The organism is Dyella silvae, assembly GCF_026421305.1.
Lineage (GTDB): Bacteria > Pseudomonadota > Gammaproteobacteria > Xanthomonadales > Rhodanobacteraceae > Dyella > Dyella silvae.
Genome location: NZ_JAPJBQ010000013.1, coordinates 21154 through 44483 on the forward strand (window position 1 = coordinate 21154; position 23330 = coordinate 44483).

The 23330-nt window shown below is 63.2% G+C and carries 21 protein-coding genes and 1 riboswitch; of the genes, 5 read left to right on the forward strand and 16 right to left on the reverse strand.

The features are described 5' to 3' along the window. Positions 1-28: 28 nt before the first annotated feature. Together OQE56_RS19425 and OQE56_RS19430 are read left to right on the forward strand one after the other, a co-directional pair. On the forward strand, positions 29-505 hold the full coding sequence (locus OQE56_RS19425) for a bacteriohemerythrin (RefSeq protein WP_267226642.1): 477 nt from the start codon (positions 29-31) through the stop codon (positions 503-505). 84 nt (positions 506-589) lie between these two features. Continuing rightward, positions 590-1060 (forward strand): bacteriohemerythrin, encoded by a 471-nt coding sequence (locus OQE56_RS19430; protein ID WP_267226643.1) that lies wholly within the window; start codon positions 590-592, stop codon positions 1058-1060. Positions 1061-1113: 53 nt separating this feature from the next. Here the strand turns inward: OQE56_RS19430 and OQE56_RS19435 are convergent, their stop codons facing one another. Further along, on the reverse strand, positions 1114-2124 hold the full coding sequence (locus OQE56_RS19435; protein WP_267226645.1) for a ribonucleotide-diphosphate reductase subunit beta: 1011 nt from the start codon (positions 2122-2124) through the stop codon (positions 1114-1116). A 210-nt stretch (positions 2125-2334) separates the two neighbouring features. On the opposite strand from OQE56_RS19435, the gene OQE56_RS19440 reads away from it, so the two are divergent. Beyond that, the gene (locus OQE56_RS19440; protein ID WP_267226647.1) at positions 2335-2631 is read left to right on the forward strand and encodes a GIY-YIG nuclease family protein; all 297 of its coding nucleotides are present in this window, start codon (positions 2335-2337) and stop codon (positions 2629-2631) included. Between the two features lie 114 nt (positions 2632-2745). On the opposite strand, the gene OQE56_RS19445 is transcribed toward OQE56_RS19440, so the two are convergent. The 7 genes from OQE56_RS19445 to OQE56_RS19475 all read right to left on the reverse strand — a co-directional run bounded on the left by OQE56_RS19445 (position 2746) and on the right by OQE56_RS19475 (position 11599). After that, on the reverse strand, positions 2746-5241 hold the full coding sequence (locus tag OQE56_RS19445) for a ribonucleoside-diphosphate reductase subunit alpha (RefSeq protein ID WP_267226648.1): 2496 nt from the start codon (positions 5239-5241) through the stop codon (positions 2746-2748). Positions 5242-5393: 152 nt separating this feature from the next. Continuing rightward, a riboswitch (cobalamin riboswitch) is annotated at positions 5394-5607 on the reverse strand. A 179-nt stretch (positions 5608-5786) separates the two neighbouring features. Then, complete coding sequence (locus OQE56_RS19450) at positions 5787-6653, reverse strand: DJ-1/PfpI family protein (protein WP_267226649.1); 867 nt, start codon at positions 6651-6653, stop codon at positions 5787-5789. A 5-nt stretch (positions 6654-6658) separates the two neighbouring features. Next, positions 6659-8731 (reverse strand): M13 family metallopeptidase, encoded by a 2073-nt coding sequence (locus OQE56_RS19455; protein ID WP_267226652.1) that lies wholly within the window; start codon positions 8729-8731, stop codon positions 6659-6661. Between the two features lie 139 nt (positions 8732-8870). Beyond that, entirely contained in the window at positions 8871-9233 is a 363-nt protein-coding gene (locus OQE56_RS19460; RefSeq protein ID WP_267226654.1) for a hypothetical protein, read from the reverse strand. A 478-nt stretch (positions 9234-9711) separates the two neighbouring features. Continuing rightward, complete coding sequence (locus tag OQE56_RS19465) at positions 9712-10242, reverse strand: SRPBCC family protein (RefSeq protein ID WP_267226656.1); 531 nt, start codon at positions 10240-10242, stop codon at positions 9712-9714. A 35-nt stretch (positions 10243-10277) separates the two neighbouring features. Beyond that, complete coding sequence (locus tag OQE56_RS19470; RefSeq protein ID WP_267226657.1) at positions 10278-10940, reverse strand: glutathione S-transferase family protein; 663 nt, start codon at positions 10938-10940, stop codon at positions 10278-10280. Between the two features lie 23 nt (positions 10941-10963). After that, on the reverse strand, positions 10964-11599 hold the full coding sequence (locus tag OQE56_RS19475; RefSeq protein ID WP_425601649.1) for a YceI family protein: 636 nt from the start codon (positions 11597-11599) through the stop codon (positions 10964-10966). A gap of 323 nt (positions 11600-11922) precedes the next feature. Here OQE56_RS19475 and OQE56_RS19480 point away from each other — a divergent pair, with 323 nt between their 5' ends. After that, the gene (locus tag OQE56_RS19480; protein WP_267226661.1) at positions 11923-12219 is read left to right on the forward strand and encodes a hypothetical protein; all 297 of its coding nucleotides are present in this window, start codon (positions 11923-11925) and stop codon (positions 12217-12219) included. Positions 12220-12229: 10 nt separating this feature from the next. On the opposite strand, the gene OQE56_RS19485 is transcribed toward OQE56_RS19480, so the two are convergent. The 3 genes from OQE56_RS19485 to OQE56_RS19495 all read right to left on the reverse strand — a co-directional run bounded on the left by OQE56_RS19485 (position 12230) and on the right by OQE56_RS19495 (position 14559). Next, positions 12230-12562 (reverse strand): DHCW motif cupin fold protein, encoded by a 333-nt coding sequence (locus OQE56_RS19485; RefSeq protein ID WP_267226663.1) that lies wholly within the window; start codon positions 12560-12562, stop codon positions 12230-12232. Positions 12563-12728: 166 nt separating this feature from the next. Beyond that, complete coding sequence (locus OQE56_RS19490; RefSeq protein WP_267226665.1) at positions 12729-13574, reverse strand: NAD-dependent epimerase/dehydratase family protein; 846 nt, start codon at positions 13572-13574, stop codon at positions 12729-12731. Positions 13575-13875: 301 nt separating this feature from the next. Then, positions 13876-14559 (reverse strand): flavin reductase family protein, encoded by a 684-nt coding sequence (locus tag OQE56_RS19495; RefSeq protein ID WP_323748600.1) that lies wholly within the window; start codon positions 14557-14559, stop codon positions 13876-13878. A gap of 37 nt (positions 14560-14596) precedes the next feature. On the opposite strand from OQE56_RS19495, the gene OQE56_RS19500 reads away from it, so the two are divergent. Then, positions 14597-15301, forward strand: a complete 705-nt coding sequence (locus OQE56_RS19500) for an ArsR/SmtB family transcription factor (protein ID WP_267226667.1) — start codon at positions 14597-14599, stop codon at positions 15299-15301. Positions 15302-15336: 35 nt separating this feature from the next. Here OQE56_RS19500 and OQE56_RS19505 read toward each other — a convergent pair whose 3' ends face one another. From OQE56_RS19505 to OQE56_RS19525, 5 genes are all read right to left on the reverse strand, one after another. Next, positions 15337-16968, reverse strand: a complete 1632-nt coding sequence (locus OQE56_RS19505; protein ID WP_267226669.1) for a Clp protease/crotonase-like domain-containing protein — start codon at positions 16966-16968, stop codon at positions 15337-15339. Between the two features lie 91 nt (positions 16969-17059). Next, on the reverse strand, positions 17060-17974 hold the full coding sequence (locus OQE56_RS19510) for a DUF2167 domain-containing protein (RefSeq protein ID WP_267226671.1): 915 nt from the start codon (positions 17972-17974) through the stop codon (positions 17060-17062). A 106-nt stretch (positions 17975-18080) separates the two neighbouring features. After that, positions 18081-19430 carry a M20/M25/M40 family metallo-hydrolase gene (locus tag OQE56_RS19515; protein ID WP_425601650.1) on the reverse strand — a complete coding sequence of 450 codons (1350 nt, stop codon included), beginning with the start codon at positions 19428-19430 and terminating at the stop codon, positions 18081-18083. A 146-nt stretch (positions 19431-19576) separates the two neighbouring features. After that, positions 19577-20968 carry an ATP-dependent RNA helicase DbpA gene (gene dbpA / locus OQE56_RS19520; protein ID WP_267226674.1) on the reverse strand — a complete coding sequence of 464 codons (1392 nt, stop codon included), beginning with the start codon at positions 20966-20968 and terminating at the stop codon, positions 19577-19579. 676 nt (positions 20969-21644) lie between these two features. Next, the gene (locus OQE56_RS19525) at positions 21645-23084 is read right to left on the reverse strand and encodes a sugar porter family MFS transporter (RefSeq protein WP_267226676.1); all 1440 of its coding nucleotides are present in this window, start codon (positions 23082-23084) and stop codon (positions 21645-21647) included. Between the last annotated feature and the right edge of the window lie 246 nt (positions 23085-23330).

Consider the following 23330-nt stretch of genomic DNA (forward strand, 5'->3'; position numbering starts at 1 on the left):
TCCACTTACGCGTATGGAAGGCAGCGGTATGTCCTACATGGTTTGGCAGGACGATCTCAACACCGGCATCAGGGTGATCGACAACCAGCACAAGCGCATCGTGGAGATGATCAATCATCTCCACGATGCATTGGATCATCGCGAACGAGCGGAGATCGGTGACATTCTCGACGAGTTGGTGGACTACACCCTGTCGCATTTCACCTTCGAGGAATCCCTGATGGAGGATGCCGGCTACGAATTCAGCCGGGCGCACAAGCGGGTCCACGAAGTATTCATCAAACGCGTGGCGGACTATCAGCTGCGCTTCCGTGCCGGCGAGGATATCGGCAGCGAACTTCTGCACACGCTCTCGCACTGGCTGTTCAACCACATCCGCAATGACGACAAGGCCATCGTCGACGCGGTGCGTCGCCATATGCAGGAGGCGGCCGTCGACGATGGCAGCAGCACCGGCTGGTTGGGCCGTTCCCTAAGGCGGTTCTTTGGCGTAGCCCGGCGATAACGGTGGGTTGACCCACATCAAGTCGCATGGACGGCGGCCACGCTATCACTTGCCGCCCATATAACGCGCCTGAGGGGAGGCGAGATGGGTTATCTGTCCTGGCAGGGGGACCTCGATACCGGCATCGAGGTGATCGATAAGCAACACCAGCGCATTGTCAGCATGGTCAACGCGCTGCACGAGGCACAGCGGGAAAGTGACCAACCGTGCGTGCAGGTGGTACTGGAAGACCTGGTGGACTACACCTTGTCCCACTTCGCTTTCGAAGAGGCGCTGATGGAAGACGCCGGCTACCCGTTCAGTGACGCACACCGGGCCATCCACGAGCGATTCGTCGAAACAGTGAAGCGTTATCAGGATCGCGCACGCGCAGGAGAGGACGTTGCGGAAGAGCTCAAATCGCTGCTGTCACGCTGGTTGTTCCAGCATATCCGCGGTGATGACAAAGCCTATGTGCCCGTCGTGCGGCGCAAGCTGCAGAAGTTGACCGGAGACACCCGGGAAGGCGGTTGGCTGGCGACGGCGATGCGTCGCTTTTTCGGACATCGGGCCTGAGTGATCGAGGGGAGGGCGGCGCATCGCTGATGGCGGTGCGCCGCCCTTCATCATCAGAACGACATGTCGAACGCCACTTCGCCCTGCACGCCCACCTGATAAGCCGACACGCGGCGCTCGAAGAAGTTGGTCACTTCCTGCACGTCCTGCAGATCCATGAAGTCGAACGGGTTCTTGGCGCCGTACTTTTTCGGCAAGTCGAGCTGGGCCAGACGCTGATCGGCACAGTACTCCAGGTATTGGCGCATGTCCTTCACCGACAGGCCAGCCACGCCACCGGAAAGCACGTCTTCGGCGAACTGGGTTTCGCAGGCGATGGCGTCTTCCAGCATCTCTTCGATCTGCGTGCGCACCTCGTCGTCGAACAGGTCGGGCTCTTCGGCGCGCACGGTGCGCACCACGTCGAACGCGAACGCCATGTGGCAGCTCTCGTCACGGAACACCCAGTTGGTGCCCGAGGCCAGGCCGTGCAGCAGGCCGCGCGAGCGCAGGAAGTACACGTAGGCGAACGCAGCAAAAAAGAACAGGCCTTCGATGCAGGCGGCGAAGCAGATCAGGTTCAGCAGGAACTGGCGTCGATGCTCGCGCGTTTCGAGCTTCTGCAGGCCCTGGATGGAGTCGATCCACTTGAAGCAGAACTCGCCCTTCTGGCGGATCGACGGAATGTTCTGGATCGCGTCGAACGCCTTGTTGCGCTCGGTCGGATCGGGAATGTAGGTATCCAGCAGGGTGAGGTAGAACTGCACGTGCAGCGCTTCTTCGTACAGCTGGCGCGACAGATACATGCGTGCTTCGGGCGCATTGATGTGCTGGTACAGGTTCAGCACCAGGTTGTTCGCCACGATGGTGTCGCCGGTGGCGAAGAAGGCCACGAGGCGATGGATCAGGTGGCGGTCGGCCTCAGACATCTTCGACTTGAGGTCGGTCGTGTCCAGCGAGAAATCCACTTCCTCGACCGTCCAGGTGTTCTTGATCGCGTTGCGGTACATCTCGTAGAACTCGGGATAGCGCATCGGGCGCAGGGTGAGTTCGAAGCCGGGATTAAGAATGTGCTGGGTGGACATGGGTGTTCCTCTTGTCTCTGCGGCGCCGATGGTGCGGCGCGCCGTTGTTCTTTGATCGTCATTCCCGCGCAGGCGGGAATCCAGTGACTTCCCTCACTTCACTGAAACGTGTCAGAGAAAGGCGCTGGATCCCCGCCTACGCGGGGATGACGGTCGTATTGGGTTGTCGATGACGGCAAGCTCGGGCGGTGTGAAACCGGAGCCCTTCGCATGCGCAATCGCCAGCCCTGCGTTTACATTCTCGCCAGTAGCCGTAATGGCACCTTGTATACGGGCGTCACTTCTAACCTGTTGGCTCGTAGCTGGCAGCATCGCAACGATGTCGTTGAGGGTTTCACCCGTCACCATCACGTCCATCAGCTGGTCTGGTACGAAATGCACGATTCCATGGAGTCGGCCATTTCACGGGAAAAGGCGATCAAGAAATGGAATCGAGCCTGGAAACTGAGGTTGATCGAAAAGACCAACCCCTGCTGGCGCGACCTTTATTCTGACCTCATTCCTTGATCGTCATTCCCGCGCAGGCGGGAATCCAGAGCCTTTCGAACCTCGCGAAAGAGTCACTGGATGACCAGCCTTAGGCTGTTGTGAAGCTCTTCCCGCATTCGCGGGGGACAACGATTACTGACACGCCTCGCAATACTCCGGATTCTCCAGCGAGCAGAACACCGCCGCCGTCGCCTGCTCCTGATCTTGATCCGCCACCGGCGCCGCCTTCGAAGCCGGTGCTGCCGACACCGTGGTCTTGGCAATCTTGGTCGCCGGACGCGAACGCAGGTAGTAGGTGGTCTTGATGCCGGACTTCCACGCGTACATGTACATGGAGCTGAGCTGACCGATGTTCGGGTTTTCCATGAACAGGTTCAGCGACTGGCTCTGGTCGATGTACGCACCGCGAGCCGCACCCAGGTCGATCAGCGCCTTCTGCGGAAGCTCCCACACCGTGCGGTAGATGGTGCGCAGGCGTTCCGGAATCGCGCTGATGCCCTGGATGGAGCCTTCGGACAGCTTGATGGCGTCACGCACGTCGGCGGTCCACAAGCCCAGCGTCTTCAGCTCTTCCACCAGATAGCGATTCACCACCAGGAAGTCGCCCGACAGCGTTTCGCGCTTGAACAGGTTGCTCACCTGCGGCTCGATGCACTCGTAGCAGCCCGCGATAGAGGCGATGGTGGCGGTCGGTGCGATGGCGATCAGCAGCGAGTTGCGCAGCCCCTTGGCCTTGATCGACTCGCGCAGTTCGTCCCAGCGTGCCTTGTCGGTGGGCGTGGCGTTCGACCAGTAGTCGAACTGCAGCTCACCGTTGGCCGCGCGGCTTTCGGCAAAGCCAGGGTGCGCACCGTTCTCCGCGGCCAGCTCGTTCGACTGCCACAGCGCGTTGTAATAGATCTCTTCGGCGATGCGGGTGGAAAGCATCAGCGCTTCGGCCGAATCGAACGGCAGACGCAGCTTGAAGAACACGTCCTGCAAGCCCATCACGCCCAGACCCACCGGACGCCACTTGTTGTTGGCGACCTTGGCGGTGTCGATCGGGTAGAAGTTGAGATCGATCACGCGATCGAGCTGGCGCACGGCGGTACGCACCGTGGAGGCGAGCTTGTCGAAATCGAACTGGCCGTCCACCACGTGGCGCGACAAGTTCACCGAACCCAGGTTGCACACCGCCGTTTCATCGGCGTTAGTGACTTCCAGGATCTCAGTGCACAGGTTCGAAAGGTGGATGACGTTTTCCGACTTCGCCGTCTGGTTGCTGGTGGCGTTGCTGCGGTCCTTGAAGGTCATCCAGCCGTTGCCGGTCTGCGCCAGTGTGCGCAGCATGCGGGCGTAAAGCTCGCGTGCCTTGACCTTCTTGGTGGCCAAGCCAGCGGCTTCCGCTTCACGGTAGGCCTTCTCGAACGTCTCGCCCCAACTGTCGACGAAGTGCGGCACGACCTTGGGGTCGAACAGCGACCACTCGCCGTCGCTCTCCACGCGGCGCATGAACTCGTCCGGGATCCAGTTGGCGAGGTTGAGGTTGTGCGTGCGACGGGCATCGTCGCCCGTGTTGTCGCGCAGCTCGAGGAATTCCTCGATGTCGCCGTGCCACGGCTCCAGGTAAACGCAGGCCGCGCCTTTGCGCTTGCCGCCCTGGTTCACCGCCGCCACGGAGGCGTCGAGCGTCTTCAGCCACGGCACCAGGCCGTTGGAGTGGCCATTGGTGCCCTTGATCAGCGAGCCGCGCGAACGAACGCGCGAGTAGGCGAGACCGATGCCGCCGGCGAACTTGCTGAGCTTGGCCACGTCGCCGTACTTCTCATAGATCGACTCCAGCGAGTCGGCCGGTGAGTCGAGCAGGAAACATGAGCTGAGCTGCTCGTGCGCGGTGCCGGCATTGAACAGCGTCGGCGAGCTGGCGATGTATTCCAGCGAGGAAAGCAGGCGATAGAGCTCCAGCGTCTCGCCAATCTCGTTGCCGCCCAGCGCGCAGGCGATGCGCATGAAGAAATGCTGCGGCGTCTCGACCACCTTGCGCAGCTGCGGATGACGCAGCAGGTAGCGGTCATACACCGTGCGCAGGCCGAAGTATTCGAAGCGGCGCGTGGCGTGCGGGTCGATCGCGTCGTTGAGCTTGCGCGCGTTGGTGGCGACGAAGTCGCGCAGGCGATCGTTGAGAATGCCCAGTTCCGCGCCGCGTGCGATCGACTGCGAGAAGCTCTGGATTTCCTGTCCGCTCACTTCCTTGTCGATGTACGCAGCCAGCAAGCGCGCGGCGAGCTGACCGTATTCGGGTTCTTCCGCGGTAAGCGCGGCAGCCGTGCGGATAGAGAGCTGATCCAGCTCTGCCGTGGTGGCGCCGTCGTACAGGCCGCCGATGGTCTTGAGCGCCACGCGCAGCGGATCGACGCCGTGCAGGCCTTCGCTGCTGCGGGTGACTGCGCGAACGATCTTGTTGACGTCCACCGCTTCCTGGCGGCCGCTGCGCTTGGTCACGCGCATCTGGCCGGGGTTGTGCGGCGGGGTCAGGGCAAACGGAGTATCCGCGCGCGGCGCTTCGGCCACGACGGCATCGGCGGGGAAAGCAGCATTGTCGGCGCGCTCGTTGTCACGTTCGCGGCCGGTGGTATCGATAGGTTGCATGGCGACTTCGCTCCAAGCTTGGTCATCAACCGCCTGCTCCCGCGCGCAGGGCTGAAAAAAGGGGTGAGATTTCGCGGACAGTCGAGCAGCAGGGCTGGTTGCCCTGCGCATCGACGTACTTCCCCGCGGAAGCCGTCACCCACACCACGACGCGTTGGCCGCAGCTGTCGGCAGGTCTTCGGACTTGCGGACGCGGGTCTTGCGACCCTGCCTACTCGCTCCCGCTTCCCAGCCGCTGAGGGCCAGTGCGTTGTTGGCTTTCGTTTCCGCTTACCGCTGCGGGGCAGTCCCGGATTTCCACCGGATTCCCGTTTTAAGCCATTCCGACCGTTGGTCTGAGAGTGGCACCGACGGGGCACAACATATCGGGCCGTTCAGGGCCGGTCAACCCAATAGATTGTGGATTAGGCGTGGATAAGCCGGAAAAGCCGAGCCGGATGACGGGGTTAGCGGGCGGTAGGAAATTTTCCTGCCGGGAAGGGGAAGGAGCGAGTGAAGAGGAGTGAGAAATGAGAGAAGAGCCGGTCAGCCCCATCTCTCACTCCTCACTTCTCACTCTTGCTCTCAAGCATTGCCGCGAACTCGCGGGCGAACCGGTGCACGTCGCCGGGCCAACGGGCTGAGACGTAGTTGCCGTCGCGCACGACGAAGGCCGGGGTGTCGTCAGTGTCGGTGTCGCGCACCAGGCCCGACGTCTTGCGGCGGTAGTGCACGGCGTCGCGTGGAACATCGAGGAAGTCTTCCGGGCGTGCCAGGGCACGCGTCACTTCCTGCTGCACCGACATGTAGCCGACAGGCTGGCCGGGACCATCCGGATAGGTGCGGTAGTAGTCCGGATCCCAGAACCGCGTGATGCGTGTAAGCGACCACGCGGATTTCTCCAGTGCCCAGGTGAGCCCCGTCGTCCGTCGCCCATGCAGCACCGAGCGGCCATTCGCACCGCGGCTGCGCGCGGCCAGCACCACGCCGTGGCAAATGGCGGCAACGGGTTTGTCTGCGGCGAAGAACGCCGCCACTGCATTTTGCAGCAGCGTGCTTTCCAGATAAATACGTACACCGCGTGCGCAATGTCCGCCAGGCAATAGCAGGCCATCGAAGTGAGAAGGATCGATGGCGTCCCATGGCAGCGGCGCATTGAAGTTCGCGTCCATCAATAAGGACGCGTAATCGCGCCGCGCGTCGGTATTGGCACGCAGCAAGCGGCCGAAGAGCGTCAGTTTGCGCAGCCCTGGTATGAACCCCCACGGATCCAGCCCTTCACCGCTGATCATGATCGGATCCGCGCTGGCGGTCTGGCCGTCTGGTGTAGCGAAAACGACTTTATGTCCGGCCGCAGTCAGCACGCGCCACGGCACGGCCACCTCGCTGGGGTCGAAGTCCTGATGAGGCAGTGGTACCAGCACCGTCGCCATGTGCCTCACCAGATCCGCACCCGATCCTTCGAGTCGAGGTAAAGCTTGTCGCCCGACTGCACATCGAACGCCTGATACCACCCATCGATATTGCGCACCGGTCCGTTCACGCGGAAGGTGCGTGGCGAATGCGGGTCGCTGGTGACCTGGCGGCGGATGGCGTCGTCGGTGAGCTTGCCGCGCCAGGCTTGTGCCCAGCCGAGGAATACGCGCTGGTCGCCGGTGAGGCCATCAATGACCGGTGCAGGCTTGCCGTGCAGGGAGGCACGATAAGCATCGAGCGCCAGGGTGAGGCCGCCGAGGTCGGCAATGTTCTCGCCCATGGTCAGATCGCCGTTGATGTGTACGCCTGGCAACGGTTCGAAGGCGTCGTATTGCGCGCCGAGTTTTTTCGCGCGTTCATCGAAGGCCTTGGCATCCGCGGGTGCCCACCAGTCACGCAGTGCGCCGTCGGCGTCGATCTTGCGGCCTTCATCGTCGAAGCCGTGCGTCAGTTCGTGACCGATGACGCCACCGATCGCACCGTAGTTGATGGCGGGGTCGGCGTTAGGATCAAACATCGGTGGCTGCAGAATGGCGGCCGGAAAGACAATGTCGCGCAGCGAGCCGTTGTAGGCGTCGTTGGTCTGCGGGGTCATGGTCCAGTCGCTGCGATCCACCGGACCATGCAGGCGATTCACGTAGAACGACCAGTCGGCTTGCGCGGCACGCAACACGTTGCCGGTGAGATCGTCGTTGCGCATCGCTACGTTCGAGTAGTCGCGTGGATGGTCGGGATAGCCGACCTTGATGGTGTAAGTGTCGAGCTTGCGCAGCGCTTCCTGGCGGGTTTGCGGGCCCATCCAGTCGAGCTTCTCGATGCGTACGCGATAGGCGGCCTTGAGGTTGGCTACGAGCTCTTCGATTTTTGCTTTCGACGATGCGGGAAAGTATTTGGCCGTATAAAGCTGGCCTACGCCCCAGCCCAGGTTGCCGAAGCAGGAAAGCCGGTCGTTGACGCCGCAGTCGCCGCCCGAGACGGCATGCACGCCTCGCTTCCAGCGCGCCTCGATCTGCTGCTGACCGGCAAGCGTCTTGTTGTGCATCTCGAAGTACGCGTCCTGGAATGGCTGGGACAGGTAGTACGCGGCATCGTCCGCAATGCGCGCGGCTTGCCATGCCTGGATGGTGCCGACGGGTGTCTTCGCATATAGCGCGGTGAGTTTGGGGAACGCCGGTTTCTCCATCACCACGACGTTGTTGAGATCACCCAGCTGCGAGGCCTTCAGAAAATCTTTCCAGGCGAAGCCTGGTGCAAGCTTTTCTAGTTCGGCGAGGCTCATCGGGTTGTACATTGCCACCGGATCGCGTTGCTCGACCTTGCTGAGGTTGGCCAGCGCAATCGCTGTTTCGAAGGCGACCACATCCTTCGCGGCAGCATCGGGCTGTGGCCAGCCGGCCAGGGTAAGCAGGCGCGTCACATACGCTTGGTATGCAGCCTTTTGCTTGGCGAACTCGGGCTTGAGGTAGTAATCGCGATCCGGCAGTCCGAGTCCGGCCTGCGAGAGATACACCGTGTAACGCTTGGTGTCCTTCAGGTCGATATCGAAGTTGACGCTGAACAGCGAGCCTTCGAAATCCGTATTGGTGCGCCCCATCAGGGCGGCCTGCGCATCACGCGTGGTGGCGTGGCGCACGGCATCCAGTTGCGGGGCGATGGGCTTGGCGCCCAGCGCATCGATGTGAGCGCTGTCCATGAACGATTGGTAGAACGCGCCCACCTTGCCCTCCAGCGTGGTGGCCGGTTCATGGCCGTTGGCAGCGGCCTCCATGATGTCGTGCAGGCGCTGCTCGGTGAGGTCGGACATGGCCAGCCGCAGGCTCACGGCGGGCTTGTCGGCAGGAATGGGCGTGTGATCCAGCCAGGTGCCGTTGGCATAACGGAAGAAATCGTTGCCGGGCTTGGTGTGGGTATCGGCGCCAGACTGATCGAAACCCCAGGCGCCATAGAGCGGCTTGCCGGCGGTGGGATCGGCGGCGTGCGCCGCCCCGACGATCAATGCACCCAGACAAGCGACTGCCAGCATCCGGTTGACCATAAACCCTCCCGCCTTGGTTGAGTGCCCGGATACTCGCACGCCGGCAAGTGGCCACCAGTGCTGGAAGTTGTGCCGCGCCGCAAAAGCCAACGGCCCGGCGATGGCCGGGCCGTTGCTGTCACATCGTGTGTTGCCCGGATCAGCCGGCAGCGCGCTGCTTATGGATGCGCTTGCTGTCCTGGTTCAGCGACTTGTTGAGGTTCTTCTGTTCCTGCTTGGTCAGGTGGCCGCCATGCTGGGCTTCGTCACGGCTTTCGCGTGCGGCGATGTTGGCGTCCTGCTTTTCATCACGCGTCGCCTGCTTGGCGTTGAGCTGGCCGTCGGCCACGCCTGCCTGGATGCGATCCTGCTGGTTCTCCAGACGCTGGTTCACTTCAGAAACGCGCGGGTGGCCGGGGATGTTCTCCGGCGAGGTGGACTGCGCCATGGCGCCGGCGCTCGCGAGCACAGCGGCCATCGAAAAAGCGATCAGGCTGAAACGCGTCGTCATCTTGGTCTGCATGGCTTTGAATCCTTGGTTCCGGGTGAGTTTTTGCAGGGCAAAGCTCGCCTTGGGGGAGTTTCACCCCGCGTCGTAAGAGCGCTTGCCCCTGTCGCCACCCGGTTGAATGGGTGGCTCAGGGCGGAAAACGAGCCTGCGTGGGCCCGGTTGACGTCGTTGATGCGCCCGGCCGGTTTTGTTCAGCCGCAAGTAGGATTTGCTGCGAAAGTTCGTCAGGCAGGCGAAAGCATTTGCTTCGCAATGGCCGTCTTTTGTGGAAATGCCGCCTTTAGCGGCAAGCAAACGTTCTGCACAGCATGGTTGTTACCTCACCGTCATCCCCGCGAAGGCGGGGATCCAGCGACTTTCGATCTTCCGTGACATCTAAAAGGCACTGGATGACCAGCCTTCGGCTGTTGTGAAGCTCTTCCCGCCTTCGCGGGGATGACGGTGAGGGATAGGTACGAGTGCGCTAGATAAGGGAAACGGGGGCGGATTCTTAAGCCCGCGCTTCCACAAGCGTGCGCAGATTGCCGAGGCCCTCCTCGAAATCCTTGCCGATCATCTTGTCCATGTTGATCACCAGGCCCATCAGCTTGCTCGTGAAGTTCGACTCGCCATGCAGCGCCCAGGTAACCTGGGTAGCCGCACCGCGCGAATCGAGCCGGAACTCAGCCGTATGGCTGGCTTTGAAGGGCGCAAAGAAATCCAGTTTCATCTCGATGCGCGACGACGGCGTGGACTGGCTGATTTCCATGCGGCCACTGCCGACGTTCTTGTTGCCGTTCCATCCGTAGGTGGCGCCGACGCCCGCGTCCGGGCCTTCGTAACTGCGCTGCATGTTCGGATCTTTCTTTTCGTACGGCGACCATGACGGCCAGCGGTGCAGGTCGTTGATGATCGGAAAAATCCGTTCCGGCGCCGCCTGGATGGTGGCCGTGCGTTCGACGGTAAAACGGTCGGGGCGCGTGGCGGCGATCACCAGCACGGCGGCGATGATCAGCAGAATGATGACGAGTGCGATAAGCATGACGTGTCTCCAGAATAAAAATGGCGAGGGCCTGGTCAGGCTGCCGCGGGTTCCTTGGGCACCATGTGCATATAGGGCTCGGCTTCCCTCAGTACGCGATCAAATGAGGGACGTTGCATCAGGCGCAACAGGTAGGCCGCGGTGTGCGGGTATTCCTCTTCCAGCGGTATCAGCAGATTGCCGTAGAACAGCGCCGGTGCGGCGGCGCAGTCGGCCATGCTGAAGCTGTCGCCTGCGGCCCAGGCGTGATGGCCCATGCGTTTTTCGAGGATGCCCAGCGACACATGCAAGCGATCGCGCGCCTGCGCGACGCCATAGCGATCGTGCTGATCCGATGGGCGCAGACGATCGGTAATGATCTTCTGCACCTGGTCATGCACGTAGATGTCGATGAAGCGGTCCTGCAGGCGCACCTCGCGCGCAGCGTCGGCATCAGCGGGTATCAGGACCACCGGGCCCGGATAGTGCTGAGCGAGATACTCGATGATGATGCTCGATTCGGGTATCTGCTGATCGCGCGCATCGTCGTGCAGCAACGGAAAGCGGCCGATGGGCCACCGCTTGTAGAAAGCATCGCGCGCCTCGGCGTTGGCCAGATCGACCAGGTGCGGACGGAACGGCGTGCCGTTCTCATACAGCGCGACCAGTACCTTGTGGCAGTAGGACGCAAGGGGATGCATGTAGAGCGTGAGTGACATGGGCGTGTACCGTCGATGCGTCATCAGTGTTGAGGGGTGGCCAGTGCCACCTTGCCGGTGTTGCTGCTTTCATCGATCAGGGCTTCCACCTGGATGCGCAGCACCACGTCCATCTTGAAGCCGTAAGCTTTGCCGCTGTCCATGCCGAACGCATCACGCTTGAAGCTTGCGATGGCGTCTGCGCCGCACAGTTCGCGCTTGTACATCGGGTGCGGCATGCACTTGAACGAGTTGAGGGTGAGGTCGAGCGGTTGGGTGACGCCGTGTAGTGTCAGCTCGCCAGTCACCTTGGTGGGCGCGCCGTTGACGAAGCCGGCGAGCGTGCCGTGATAGGTGGCCTTGGGGTACTTGGTCACGTCGAACAGCTCGGTGCCGCGCGCCGCTTCGTTCATCTTGTCCAGGCCGAAGTCGATGCTGGCGGTATCCACGGTGATATCGACGCTGCCGGTGCCTGCCGCTTTATCCAGCGTGACCTTGCCAGCGGTGCTGTTGAACTTGCCGCGCCAGGTCGACAGCCCGCCGAAATGATCGGCTTCAAAGCTTGGGTAGGTATGAGCGGGGTCGATGGTGTAGCTGGCCGGGGCGGCCTGGGCTGCGCCGGTGGCGGCCAGGGCCATCAGCAAAGCGGTTCCGGTCAGGCGCCGGGTGGTGCTGTTCAGTGCAGACATCGTCAACTCCTTGTGAGATGGGCTGGCGCGGGCATGTTTGCCGCGCTCCCTGTCATGACGAACCGGCCGCGCCGATTTCGACACAGCTCCAAGAGCCTGCTCGCGGTCTCCGCATGGCCCGTGCCGGGTCTGTTTGCCCGTCATCCTGCGTCATCACTCGGTTGTGTATCGACATACACGCCCTCGTTCTTCCTTGTCTGACGGGCAAACCGTTCCCGGCGCGGGCCATGCGGAGATCGCGAACAGGCTCTCATCAGACTTATGACAGGGTGTAATCTCGCGCCCAAGTGCAGCCACCCCCGGAGGCTCGTGCCATGCGCGCGCCCGCAGGATCCGTCGTCGGCTTGTGTTCTGCGTCCGCCACGTTGTGTGCGATGGGCATGGCGTTTCTTGGCTATTGGGGTGTGCACGAGCCAACGCCATGGCGTTTCATCGACGCGATGGTGATCGTGTTTGCCTTTTTCGGTTTCGCCGCACTGGCATCGGTGCCGTGGATCGTGACCACGCCCGTGCCGGAGGAGAGCGCCGAGCGCATCGTGGCTGCCCGGCGCGCGTTCGTGATCGGTGTGGCGGCGATCTGGCTGGCCGCCGTGGTGGCTATCGTGGGTTAGGCAAACGCCGTCAGTCGACGATAAACAGCCGGGCACCGGTCGGTGTGGACGAGCGGTGCGCTGCATCGCCGAAATCGGATACCTGGTAGCTCATGCCGGCGGTGAGCACGAAGCGCCGGCCATCCTTCAATTCGGTATGCAGCTCGCCATCCAGTACATAGAGCACGTGGCCGCGATCGCACCAGTGGTCGGCCAGATAGCCGGCGCTGTACTCCACCGTGCGTACGCGCAGATCGCCGATGGAAAACGTACGCCAGTGCGCTTCGCCGGCCTCGCCCGGATGGACCGTTGCCGGTAGTTGGTCCCACTGTGTGGGCGTAAACGGCAGCATGGGGATCTTCACAGACAAATATCTCCTGAGATCAAGCGTGGGTATCGACGGGGTACGGTCCGTCGGCAAATGTTTCGGTGTGGTAGCCCTTGGAGCCCACCCGCCGCGCCAGCGGGCTGCGCAGATCGTCGCCTGCCTGCAGCCGTGCGATGAGCGATGCGAAGTCGTGGCGCGGCGATCAGCCGAGTTCGTGGCGGGCACGCGCATTCACGTAGACGCGATCGATGCCCGGCGCCATGTTCCAGCCACGCTGCGCGTAAACCGCCTCGTAGCCCGGCACGCGCCGGTGTACGGCGAGCGGCGCGTTGGCGCGCAGATCGGGCAGGTCGTCGGGAAGAAACGGCGTGGTGGCGCTGATGATGTAGCGCCTGAAACCCAGCACGGGCGCACGCCGCGCGGCGAGCAGGTGGGCGCTGACCACATCTTCGATATCGACGCGCCGGTGCAGGTACTCGTTGAGTTTCAGATTGTCGTCAACGTAGTTGGCGCGAGCGCTGCGGCTGTCGTCCTCCTCGGGAAAGAAGCGCGAGGTGCGCAGCACCATGGTCGACAAGCCCTGGTTGCGATGAAACAGCTGGCACAGATCTTCCGCGGCAGCCTTGGTAACGCCATAGATGTTCTTGGGTACCGGCGTGACATCTTCGGTGATCCAGGCAGCAGGTTCCCCCGGCGGCGGCACCAGCGCATCGCCGAAAACGCTCGTGGTGCTGGTGTACACCAGGGATTCGACGCCGGCAGCGACCGCTTCTTCCAGCAGGTTCAGCGTGCCGGTGAGGTTGACGTCGATAAAGGCCTGCCGGCTGTGCGTGGCCACATGCGGCTTGTGCAGGGTGGCGGGGTGGAACACCTGGCTGACGCCCGGCATCAGGCGCCGCACCACCGCGCGGTCGCTGATGGAACCGACGTGCGTGGTGGCGGGCCCCGCGACGATATCCAGCCCGATCACCTCATGGCCGAGTTCGCGCAGTGTCAGCGCAAGCGCTTCGCCCAGGTGACCCGAACTGCCCGTGACCAGGATGCGCATGCCGATGGCGCCCGTTCGAAGGAGAGCCTCGATGCTATCACCGGCTCTTGGAGCTAGTGCAACGTTCCAGAATGGTCTCGTCATTCCCTCACCGTCATCCCAGCGAAAGCTGGACAAGCGCGAAGCGCGCAGAACGCCCGCAGGGCGGCCCCGAAGGGGCGAGCGTAGCGAGTCATCCAGCGCCTTTAAGCGCCTCAAAAAGCCGAAAGTCACTGGATCCCAGCTTTCGCTGGGATGACGGTGAGGCATGGATGTAGGTGTCCTGGAGAGGCACACCAATATTTTGAACAGGCGCTACTTCTCACACTTCCGCTTTGAACGTTTTCCCCAACGCATTTCCGCGCCCCACGTAATGCCGAAACAGATAAAACAACGGCTGATAGCGCACGGGATCGATATGCTGCGTACCACTCACCACGATCTCATCGTGCGCATGCACCTGCACCACTTCCAGTTCGATGATGGCGTAGCCGCCGGCGTCGCCGTGCCATGGCTCGATCGGCCGCTCCACCGTCAACAGCACGCGTGCCTCCAGCTGCAACGGACATTCCGCGATGCGTGGCGCGCTCACCGATACCGATGGCGCCGCATGCCAGCCACCAAGACGGAACTTGTCGGCCTCGTGGCGATAGCCGATCGTCTGCTTCCAGGCTGGTACCGGATGGTGCCCGGTGGTTGGCGCGATACGCTCCACGCCTTCGCACATATCTTCACTGGCAAGATTGAGCACGCACTCGCGCTCGCGTTCCAGGTTTGCCAGGCCTTGTCCGCCGCCGGACAAGCCGATGACCACGCGGTCGGCCAGCGCCCATGCGGATGACATGGGCGTGATGTTGGTGGAGCCATCCGGATTGCGTGTGGTGATAAGCACCACCGGCGTGCCGAAGTACAGGATGGAAGGGTGAATGACGCGGGTGTCGGGGGCGTGATAGATGTCCATGAGCACAGTGTCGTCATGGCGCGCCGCGGTTGTTTCGGTGCCCAACGAAATATCAAGGAGGGCGGAGCGCTAGACTTCGCCCATGACCGATGCCGTTTCCCCCAGCCGCTACCAGTTGGCCGAGATCGGTGCCCTGCTGGCCGAGCCTGCACGCGCGGCCATGCTGTTGGCACTGATCGATGGCACCTCGCGTCCGGCCGGTGAACTGGCGCGCGCAGCCGGCGTCGGCGCGGCCACCGGCAGCGCGCATCTCAAGCGACTGCTCGAGGGCGGCCTGCTGGCAGTGCATGAACAGGGACGCCATCGCTACTACCGGTTGGCCAGCGACGATGTAGCAGCGTTGATCGAAGCGTTGGCCTTGCCGCGAACACGCCCCGTGTTGCCGGATCCATCTGGCGGCGACCGGCGCCTGCGCATGGCGCGCACCTGTTATCGCCATCTGGCCGGTCGGCTCGGCGTGGGTCTGTGCGATGCCATGCTGGCCAATGGCCATCTGCATACCGCGAGCGAGGGCATACGCCTGCTGGAGAGCGGCGCGGAGGCGCTGGTGTTGGCCGGACTCGATCAGACCCTCGTGCAGGCCTTGCTCCCGCTCGCCGGGCGCGGCTGTCTCGACTGGACCGAGCGCCGGCTGCATCTGGGCGGTCCGCTGGGCGTGTCGTTGACCGATACCCTGTTGGCGGCAGGATGGCTGCGGCGTCATGCCAGCAGCCGCGCCTTGCAACCGAGCGACGACGGATTGCGTCGTCTCGCCCAGCTGGGTGTGCGGCTGGATGCTTCGCACTGAGAGCCGCCGGACAGAAGCGGCGGCTCTCCATACACTCACATCGGCGTGGCGAACAGCGCACGTAGCGCCATGTCGCTGCCCGCAGGCGAGAGCAGCAGCAATTCATCCAGCAGCGCCACCTGTTGGTGGCACAGTTGCGTGTGGTAGTCCGGTCCCGGCTGCACTGGCACCGTTTGTGCGACATGGCTGCGAACCCGGTTCAGTTCGCGTGTGCCCAGTGTCCAGTCGACATCGATGCGGCGGGCTGGATCGTTGTCGCTCAACAGCCCGACATAGCTTTGCCCGTTGGTCTCGTAGATGGCATCGGCCTGCTTGCCGCCAATGAACGAAAGACCGGCAAGATAACGCCCGCAGGCATCCGCCGAAAACTGTTGGCTGATATCCATCAGCATGTCGCGCCGGGCGATGGCGAAGCTGCGCACGTGATCAGCCGCGGTGGTATGCATGGCTGCCGCGCGCGCTGCGTGCAGCGCATGCCACAGCGAGACGTTGTAGTCGGCAAGGCGATGGTCGCGACTGGCCTCTTGTTCGATCTGCAGGTCGCGTGCGACCCAGGCGTCGTAGATGCCTGGCGATTGCTCGCGGATCAACGTGAGTGCCTTGCCCATCGGCTGCGAGCTGGGGCTGAGGCTGAAGCCGTAGAGAAATTTCTCGGTTCGCCACTGCGCTGCGGAGAACACGCGATCGTCGATGCGAAGACCGGTAATGATGTGGTTGGCAAACAGTGCGGTGGCATCCGGTGAATAGAACTCGTCACCCTGTTTGGCAAAGGCGAGGCGAACGAAATCGGGTGAGGCGCCGAGTGTGGTCAGTATCGATTTGAATCTTTGCTGCTCGTTGTCCACGTAATCATTCGACACGCGCGAATCGATCATCGAATGCATCTGGTGAAAACCCAGCGTGCCATGGACGGAAACGACGCGTTCAGAGGCGCCCGTGAATACCACGGTGCAGGCGCTGACACAGGCATGATCGACTTCAGCGGTGATGCCGGGGTGGGCGGCAAGGTAGTCGTGCAGTTGCATAGCGTTGTCGACATCGCCGCCCAGGCTGTCGAGCACCAGGCGATGGATGTCCGGATGCGCGTTGAGGGCCTCCACGACGGCGTCGGCGTAGCCCACGCCCACGTTGCCCTTGACGACGATGGCGTGCGCGATGGGGTCGGGCACAAGCGTGAAGTTGCTCAGCCGCCGCTGCGCGGTGGCGCCGTGCGACAGTGCCTGCAGCTCGTGGATGCGTGCGGGCAGGCTGCCAACCAATCCGAGGATGGCCAGCACCATCAGGATGTTCACCGGAACAGCCCAGCCACTGGCGCTGAGCGCCGCCGAACGCAGTATGCCCACCACCTGCCATACCGAAATGGTGAGCCGCGCCGCTGCATAGACGGATGCGAGCACCAGCATCGACGTCAGCGAGAGGTGATGCGCCTTCAGCCATTCCAGCAAGGCCGTTTCGATGATCAACAGCGCAATACCCACCAGCGCGCCGCCTACCCAGAACGATTGCCAGATCGGGAATTCACCGCGCCAGTGCGCGACGATGTACGGCGAACGGGGCCGAGGCGCGGCGGGTGGTCTGCGTGATGGTGCCACTGGCGGCGGCATGCGGCCGTCCCAGCGGGGCTCGATGCGTTCGTTACGCCTGACCGGCGGCTCCGCGTACGTCATGGAACGTTCTCTCCCCCTGTCGAAGTGAACCCCACGTTGGCCATGTCACACCGCGCAGCCCGCATCACCGAGCCGCACGGTACTCGAGTCATCAGGCCTGTTTGCGTTTGAACAACTTGCCGATGGCGCCGGTCACTGCTGCGACGCCCAGCAGAATGAATTTCTTGAACGCCAGCAACATCACGCCGAGTTTGGCGAACAGGCCGGCCTTGGCCGCAATGCCGCCCGCCACGAGCGCGGCAATGCCGTAGGCGGCCGTCTTGTCCGTCGAGGCGTTGTAGTCGGCGTAACGCTCGCCGGTGTCGAATTCGGCCATCTCGACCACGGTCGGCATGTCGGCCCGCACCTGAGCGAGCTGATCGATCGGCGCGATGGCGTTGAGCGAGAGATAACCTTTGCGGCCCAGCACGCGAATGGCGTAGTTCAGCGTGTGGCCGTTGTCGGAGCCGTCGGCCTTCTTGAACTGGAGGTCGCGTGCCCAGTACAGCTTGTGCGAAGCGGCGTCGTAATGGGGTGGCTCGGCCCAGCCCAGCAGTTCGATGGCGGGGTAGCCTTCCTTAAGGCGCGCGGGATTTTCCTCGCGGGTCGCCTTCTGCAGATCCTTGAGCATGTCGTTGTAGTCGATTTTGGCGGCGTCCCCGTCGGACACGTAGCCTTCGTCGACAAAGGTGACCACTACCGCCCAGTTCTTCTCATGCAGAACGGAGTGTGCATCCGTGCTTGGAATGATCATGCCAAGCACGCTCTCGTCAGGCGGATTGCCCCACGCCTGGGTAAGCACGCGCTGCGCGTCCTTAGCGGGCAGAAAGCTGTAGCCGTCGGCGATCGTCAGCGTCGCCTGCGCGCCCGGAAGGGGCACGCTGCCCGTCATGGGGTGCAGTTGGCTGACAAATTCCTCCGCGGTCATGCGGTGGCCGCCAGCTTCGGCCGCAGCGGCTGGCGAAGGCGCGGTCAGGGCAAAGGCGGCCAGCAGCCCGAGCGCTGGCAGAAAGGTCGTGCGAAACATGATGGAACCCCCGGTATCGTCCATTGATACGCATCCCCCGATGCGGCCGCTGCTCCCCCTTGGCGCAGCGGCGGGGCCATCTTATCTCTACTTCCGATCCGTCTGGTTACTGCGACTTGGCTGCCGGCGAGCGTTCGAAGCTGCCGGCATCCCCCGGAAATACCACCGGGCTCTCGTAGCCATCGGCTGATACGGCGGAGACGCCGAAGAACCAGTCGTCGATCACCACGTCTTTGATCACGGCCTGATCCACATTGCCCACGGCGCGGCGGTGTTGCCATTGCGGGGCCACCGTGTCGCGCCAGTGCACCACGTAGCCCGATGCTCCCGGCACCTTCTTCCAGTGCACCGTGGTGTCGGTGGCCAGTGCGCCTTCGGTGGTGACGCCGGAGGGCGGCGCCGGGGCGCGGCCGAGGGCTGCCATGGTGATGGTGTTGAGCGCGGTCACGCGGGCCAGATAGCGGAAATCCACACCGTCGACCGTGTCGCCGTAGTGGATGCCATCCGCGGTGCGGAGGTCCTGATGCTGACGGGTGTAATCCTCGTGGCCTTCGGTGACGCGCACAGCGGGGTAGCCGGCTTCCAGGAACGGCACCTGGTCGCCGCCGCGGCTGTAGCGGTCCGTGCGATAAACCATGCGCACGCGCAGATCGGGCATATAAGTCGCTGCCATCTGCTCCATGTAGCGCGCGATGTTGCGCGAGGGCGAATCCACTTCGCCGCCATGGTAAGCACGGTACTTGGCCTGCTCGGCCGTCTCGTTGGTCTTGGTGCCTTCGGAGAAGACGCGCACCGTGGTGTTGTCGAGTACGCCGTTCTGGCCGTGGCTGTTGCCCACGATGTCGTTGTTGAGGTCGGCCTGCACCTGCCAGCCCTGGGCGGTGGCGTAATCGGCCAGTACCTTGCCGCCGTACAGGCCTTGTTCCTCGCCGGACAGCGCGGCAAATACCAGGGTGGCGTCGTTGTTCTGTTTGGAAAGAATGCGCGCGGCTTCCATCAGCGCGGCCACGCCGGAGGCGTCGTCGTTCGCGCCCGGCGCGTCACTGGTGGCATTCATCACGTCGGTGACGCGCGAGTCGATATGCCCCGTCATCACGATCACCCGCTTTGGGTCGCCCTTGCCGCGCTTGATCGCCACGACATCCATCACTTCGGTCGGTTGCGGAACGCGCTTGCCGGTAAACACCTGCGATGGCGTTACCACCTCGATACAGCCGCCGCACTCCTTGGAGATCTGTTCGAAGCGAGACTTCACCCAGCGACGCGCGGCGCCGATACCGCGAGTGTCGGACTTGGTATCCGACAGGGTGTGGCGGGTACCGAAGCTCACCAGCTTCTCGATGGTGGCACGCAGCTCGGCCTCGCTGGGCGCCGTGGACAACGCCTGCAGTGAGGGCTGCTCGCGGACCACCACCGGAAGGTCGGCAGCCTCGGAGGCGAAAGAGGCGGTGATCAGTGCGGCGAGGCAAAGGGTTCGGCGGGACACGGCTTCATCCGGCAAGTGGTGAAGCCTGCACCTTACTACGCGGTTTGGACGTCCGGGATGGGGCGATGGTCGGGGCCTCGGGGGCCGCTCCTGCACTGGGGCAGTGACGTGACCGATCAGTGCAGCGCACGCACCCGGAAATTACGCCCCTTGATGCGTCCCGCACGCAGCCGTTCCAGTGCCTTGTTCGCCAGATCGCGGCGGATGGCGACGTAGGCGCGGGTGGCGAACACATCGATCTTGCCGATCTGCTTGGCATCCAGGCCCGCATCGCCGGTCAGTGCGCCGAGAATATCGCCGGGCCGCAGCTTGTCCTGCCGTCCGGCATCGATCACCAGCGTTCGCATCGGCGCCAGATGCAGCTGCTTGCCGCGCGGCGGGGATACTTTGAGCGGGTGCCAGGACAGGGCATGACCCATCTGCTCTTCGATATTGAGTGCCTTGGGACGCTCGCGTGGCGTGACCAGCGTGATGGCCAGACCATCTTCGCCTGCACGGCCGGTGCGTCCGACGCGATGCGTATGGGTGTCCGGATCGTGCGCGATGTCGTAGCTCACCACCAGCGGCAGCGAGGCAATGTCGAGCCCGCGTGCGGCCACGTCGGTTGCGACCAGAATGGAACAGCTGCGGTTGGCAAACTGCACCAGCACTTCGTCGCGATCGCGCTGCTCCATGTCGCCATGCAGCGCCAGTGCAGTGAAACCGCGCTTATCCAGCTCAACGGCAACGGTATCCACGTCCTTGCGCATATTGCAGAACACCAGTGCATGCTGGGCCTGCTCTTCCTTCACCTGATCTTTGCCCAGCAGCTGGGCAAGCGCGTCCATCTTTTGTGCGGGCTCCACCTCGTGGAAGCGCTGCTCGATGGTCACTTCGTCGTGCGGTGTTTCCACCGTTACTTCCACCGGATCACGCTGCAGGCGCTTGCTCACCTGACGGATCTCATCGGCATAAGTGGCGGAGAACAGCAGCGTCTGATGGTGCTTGGCGATGCGTCCGACGATGTCGTCGATGGCTTCAGAGAAACCCATGTCCAGCATGCGGTCGGCTTCGTCCAGCACCAGCACCTTGATACCGCCGCCATGCAGGCTGCCGCGCTTGAGATGTTCCTGCACGCGGCCCGGCGTACCGACCACGATATGCGGATCGTGGGTGAGCGACGCCAGCTGCGGGCCCAACGGCATGCCGCCGCACAGCGTCAGCACCTTCACATTGGGAATATGCGTCGCCAGCTTGCGGATGGATTTGCTGACCTGATCGGCCAGCTCGCGCGTGGGGCACAGCACCAGCGCCTGCAGCCGGATGGTGTCCACTGAAAGGTGCTGCAGCAACCCCAGCCCGAAGGCCGCGGTCTTGCCGCTGCCAGTCCGGGCCTGGGCGATCACGTCGCGGCCTTCCAGCATCGGTGGCAGGCTGAGCGCCTGCACCGGGGTCATTTCGGTATAGCCGAGGGTTTCCACGCTGGAGAGCAGCGCGGGCTTGAGCGGGAGCGTGCGGAAATCGGTCATGCGCCATGATCGCATGTGATGGGGTTGAGGTCGCGGACCGCGATTCACCGCACTTCTCCCTCTCCCCAGAGGGGAGAGGGGGGGATGCTCGCGACGGCGCTGGTTTTCCCTCACCGTCATCCCAGCGAAGGCTGGGATCCAGTGCCTTTGCTCTTGGACCTGATCTGGCGATACCGCCAGAGTGCCGCCTACGCGGCGGGCGTTTCGACCTCCTGCCGGAGGCCGAGTCACTTTTCTTTTGCTGGCCCACGCACGCGCAGGAGCGCGTGCGAACGGCGAAGCCGGCCCGAAGGGCGCAGGGCAGGATGCCCGGAGTCAAAGAAAAGTAACCCAAAGAAAATGGCCTGAAAGGCTCGTAGCGTCGTGTTTAATACGAGCCTTGGCGGCCTCGACAATCGGCACCTCACGATCCATCCGACACGCGGTACGGCTACACCGCAACGCGCCACAGCGGAGAGGACTTAAAGCGCAGCATGCTGGTGCTCTCGGTGTTTCGCGAGATACCCCACTTCTCCCTCTCCCCTCCGGGGAGAGGGCCGGGGTGAGGGGTCATTCTTGCGATCCGGCTCATCCATGCATCCCGAGATATCAGCCCTTCAGCGCGCCAAAAAAGAAACCCCTGCGCTGTTCAGGCACAGGGGTTTGAGGCGGGCGAACGGAATGCAAGCGAGGGCTCTCAACCCCGCATATCTTCCAGCTCCATACCCTTCGTTTCACGCACCGACATCACCACAAACACCAGCGATATCAGGGCGAACAGCGCGTACAGGCCATAGGCGAACGACAGGCCCACCTGGGCCAGCGCGGGGAAGGTGGCCGTGATGGCGAAGTTGGCCAGCCACTGGGCGGAGGCCGCGACGGCCAGCGCGATAGCGCGAATGCGGTTGGGGAACATCTCGCCCAGCAGCACCCACACCATCGGGCCCCAGCTCATGCCAAAGAACACCACGTAGGCATTGGCGGCGACCAGCGCCACGTAGTTCCACGGTGTGGGCAGGGAGAGGTTTTCGCCGCTGCCGGTAGCCAGAGAGAAGCACCAGGCCATCAGGCCCAGTGTGACGGCCATGCCGGCCGAGCCAATCACCAGCAGCGGCTTGCGGCCGATGCGGTCAACCAGGGCGATCGCCACCAGCGTCACCAGCACGTTCACCACGGACGTGGCGACGGTGATGGAGAACGAGTCCGCCTCGCTGAAGCCCACCGAATGCCACAGCGTGTTGGAGTAGTAGAAGATGACGTTGATGCCCACGAATTGCTGGAACACCGACAACAGGATGCCAACCCACACCACTGGCAACAGCCCCAGGCGCGGGCCGCGCAAATCACGCAGGCGCGGGCGGTATTCGGAACGCAGGCTTTGCTCGATGTCCTGCAGTTTGGTGTCCAGTGCTGCTTCGTTGTGGATATCGAGCACCTTGCGCAGCACTTCACGTGCTTCAGGCAGGCGGCCCTTGGCCACCAGATGGCGCGGCGATTCGGGGACGCCCAGCACCAGCGAGCCATAGATCAGCGCAGGCACCACGGCGACGAGAAACATCCAGCGCCATGCGGCCAGCCCGAGCCACAGCGGCTGCGAAGCGCCGCCGGCAGAACCGGCCAGCCATGCGTCACTCAGCAGCGCCGCGAAAATACCGAGCACGATAGCGAGCTGTTGCAATGAGCCCAGCCGTCCGCGCACCTGTGCAGGCGATACTTCGGCGATGTAGGTCGGTGCGATCACCGACGCCATACCCACGCCCACGCCACCGATCAGGCGCCAGAAGATCAGGCTGCCCACGCTGCTGACGAGGCCCGCGCCCAGTGCGCTCGCGGCCAGAAACAGCGCCGCCACTTGCATGCTGCGTACGCGGCCCAGACGATCCGCCAACGGGCCGGCATACCAGGCGCCTACCGCCGAGCCGAGCAGCGCGCACGACACGGCAAAGCCGATTCGGCCCGCGTCGAGACCAAAGTTGCCGCGTACGGCATCGACCGCGCCGTTGATCACCGCGGTGTCGAAACCGAACAGGAAACCGCCCAGTGCGGCGGCGGCGGCGATCAGCACGACACGCGCTGTAGCGTGTTGCCCAAGGTCGTCGACGGCGTTCTTCGGCGCCGATGTGGAATTCAGATTCATTGCCTCTCCCCAATCCAGAGTCCGGCGATTCTGCGCTGGCGGTGCCGGTTGTTCGAAGTGAATACGTATGCACCAGAGGGGAGGTGATGTCGAGCGGTGGGTGGTTTTGTGGCGATTTGTGCAGGTGCGTTATTGGATCGGTGGCCCGTTGTCGCTTCAAACGTAGCGTTTCAATGAATGCGAGTCGGCGTAAGTGGCGCGCTGCAGCACGTTTTGCCGTTGATCGCGAAAATCCTGAAGAGGGTG

Excerpts from the sequence above, each read along its gene's own strand:
- OQE56_RS19425 (WP_267226642.1), top strand. The coding sequence starts at position 29 with ATGTCCTACATGGTTTGGCAGGACGATCTCAACACCGGCATCAGGGTG.
- OQE56_RS19430 (WP_267226643.1), top strand. The coding sequence starts at position 590 with ATGGGTTATCTGTCCTGGCAGGGGGACCTCGATACCGGCATCGAGGTG.
- OQE56_RS19435 (WP_267226645.1), bottom strand. The coding sequence starts at position 2,124 with ATGTCCACCCAGCACATTCTTAATCCCGGCTTCGAACTCACCCTGCGC.
- OQE56_RS19440 (WP_267226647.1), top strand. The coding sequence starts at position 2,335 with ATGCGCAATCGCCAGCCCTGCGTTTACATTCTCGCCAGTAGCCGTAAT.
- OQE56_RS19445 (WP_267226648.1), bottom strand. The coding sequence starts at position 5,241 with ATGCAACCTATCGATACCACCGGCCGCGAACGTGACAACGAGCGCGCC.
- OQE56_RS19450 (WP_267226649.1), bottom strand. The coding sequence starts at position 6,653 with ATGGCGACGGTGCTGGTACCACTGCCTCATCAGGACTTCGACCCCAGC.
- OQE56_RS19455 (WP_267226652.1), bottom strand. The coding sequence starts at position 8,731 with ATGGTCAACCGGATGCTGGCAGTCGCTTGTCTGGGTGCATTGATCGTC.
- OQE56_RS19460 (WP_267226654.1), bottom strand. The coding sequence starts at position 9,233 with ATGCAGACCAAGATGACGACGCGTTTCAGCCTGATCGCTTTTTCGATG.
- OQE56_RS19465 (WP_267226656.1), bottom strand. The coding sequence starts at position 10,242 with ATGCTTATCGCACTCGTCATCATTCTGCTGATCATCGCCGCCGTGCTG.
- OQE56_RS19470 (WP_267226657.1), bottom strand. The coding sequence starts at position 10,940 with ATGTCACTCACGCTCTACATGCATCCCCTTGCGTCCTACTGCCACAAG.
- OQE56_RS19480 (WP_267226661.1), top strand. The coding sequence starts at position 11,923 with ATGCGCGCGCCCGCAGGATCCGTCGTCGGCTTGTGTTCTGCGTCCGCC.
- OQE56_RS19490 (WP_267226665.1), bottom strand. The coding sequence starts at position 13,574 with ATGCGCATCCTGGTCACGGGCAGTTCGGGTCACCTGGGCGAAGCGCTT.
- OQE56_RS19500 (WP_267226667.1), top strand. The coding sequence starts at position 14,597 with ATGACCGATGCCGTTTCCCCCAGCCGCTACCAGTTGGCCGAGATCGGT.
- OQE56_RS19505 (WP_267226669.1), bottom strand. The coding sequence starts at position 16,968 with ATGACGTACGCGGAGCCGCCGGTCAGGCGTAACGAACGCATCGAGCCC.
- OQE56_RS19510 (WP_267226671.1), bottom strand. The coding sequence starts at position 17,974 with ATGTTTCGCACGACCTTTCTGCCAGCGCTCGGGCTGCTGGCCGCCTTT.
- dbpA (WP_267226674.1), bottom strand. The coding sequence starts at position 20,968 with ATGACCGATTTCCGCACGCTCCCGCTCAAGCCCGCGCTGCTCTCCAGC.
- OQE56_RS19525 (WP_267226676.1), bottom strand. The coding sequence starts at position 23,084 with ATGAATCTGAATTCCACATCGGCGCCGAAGAACGCCGTCGACGACCTT.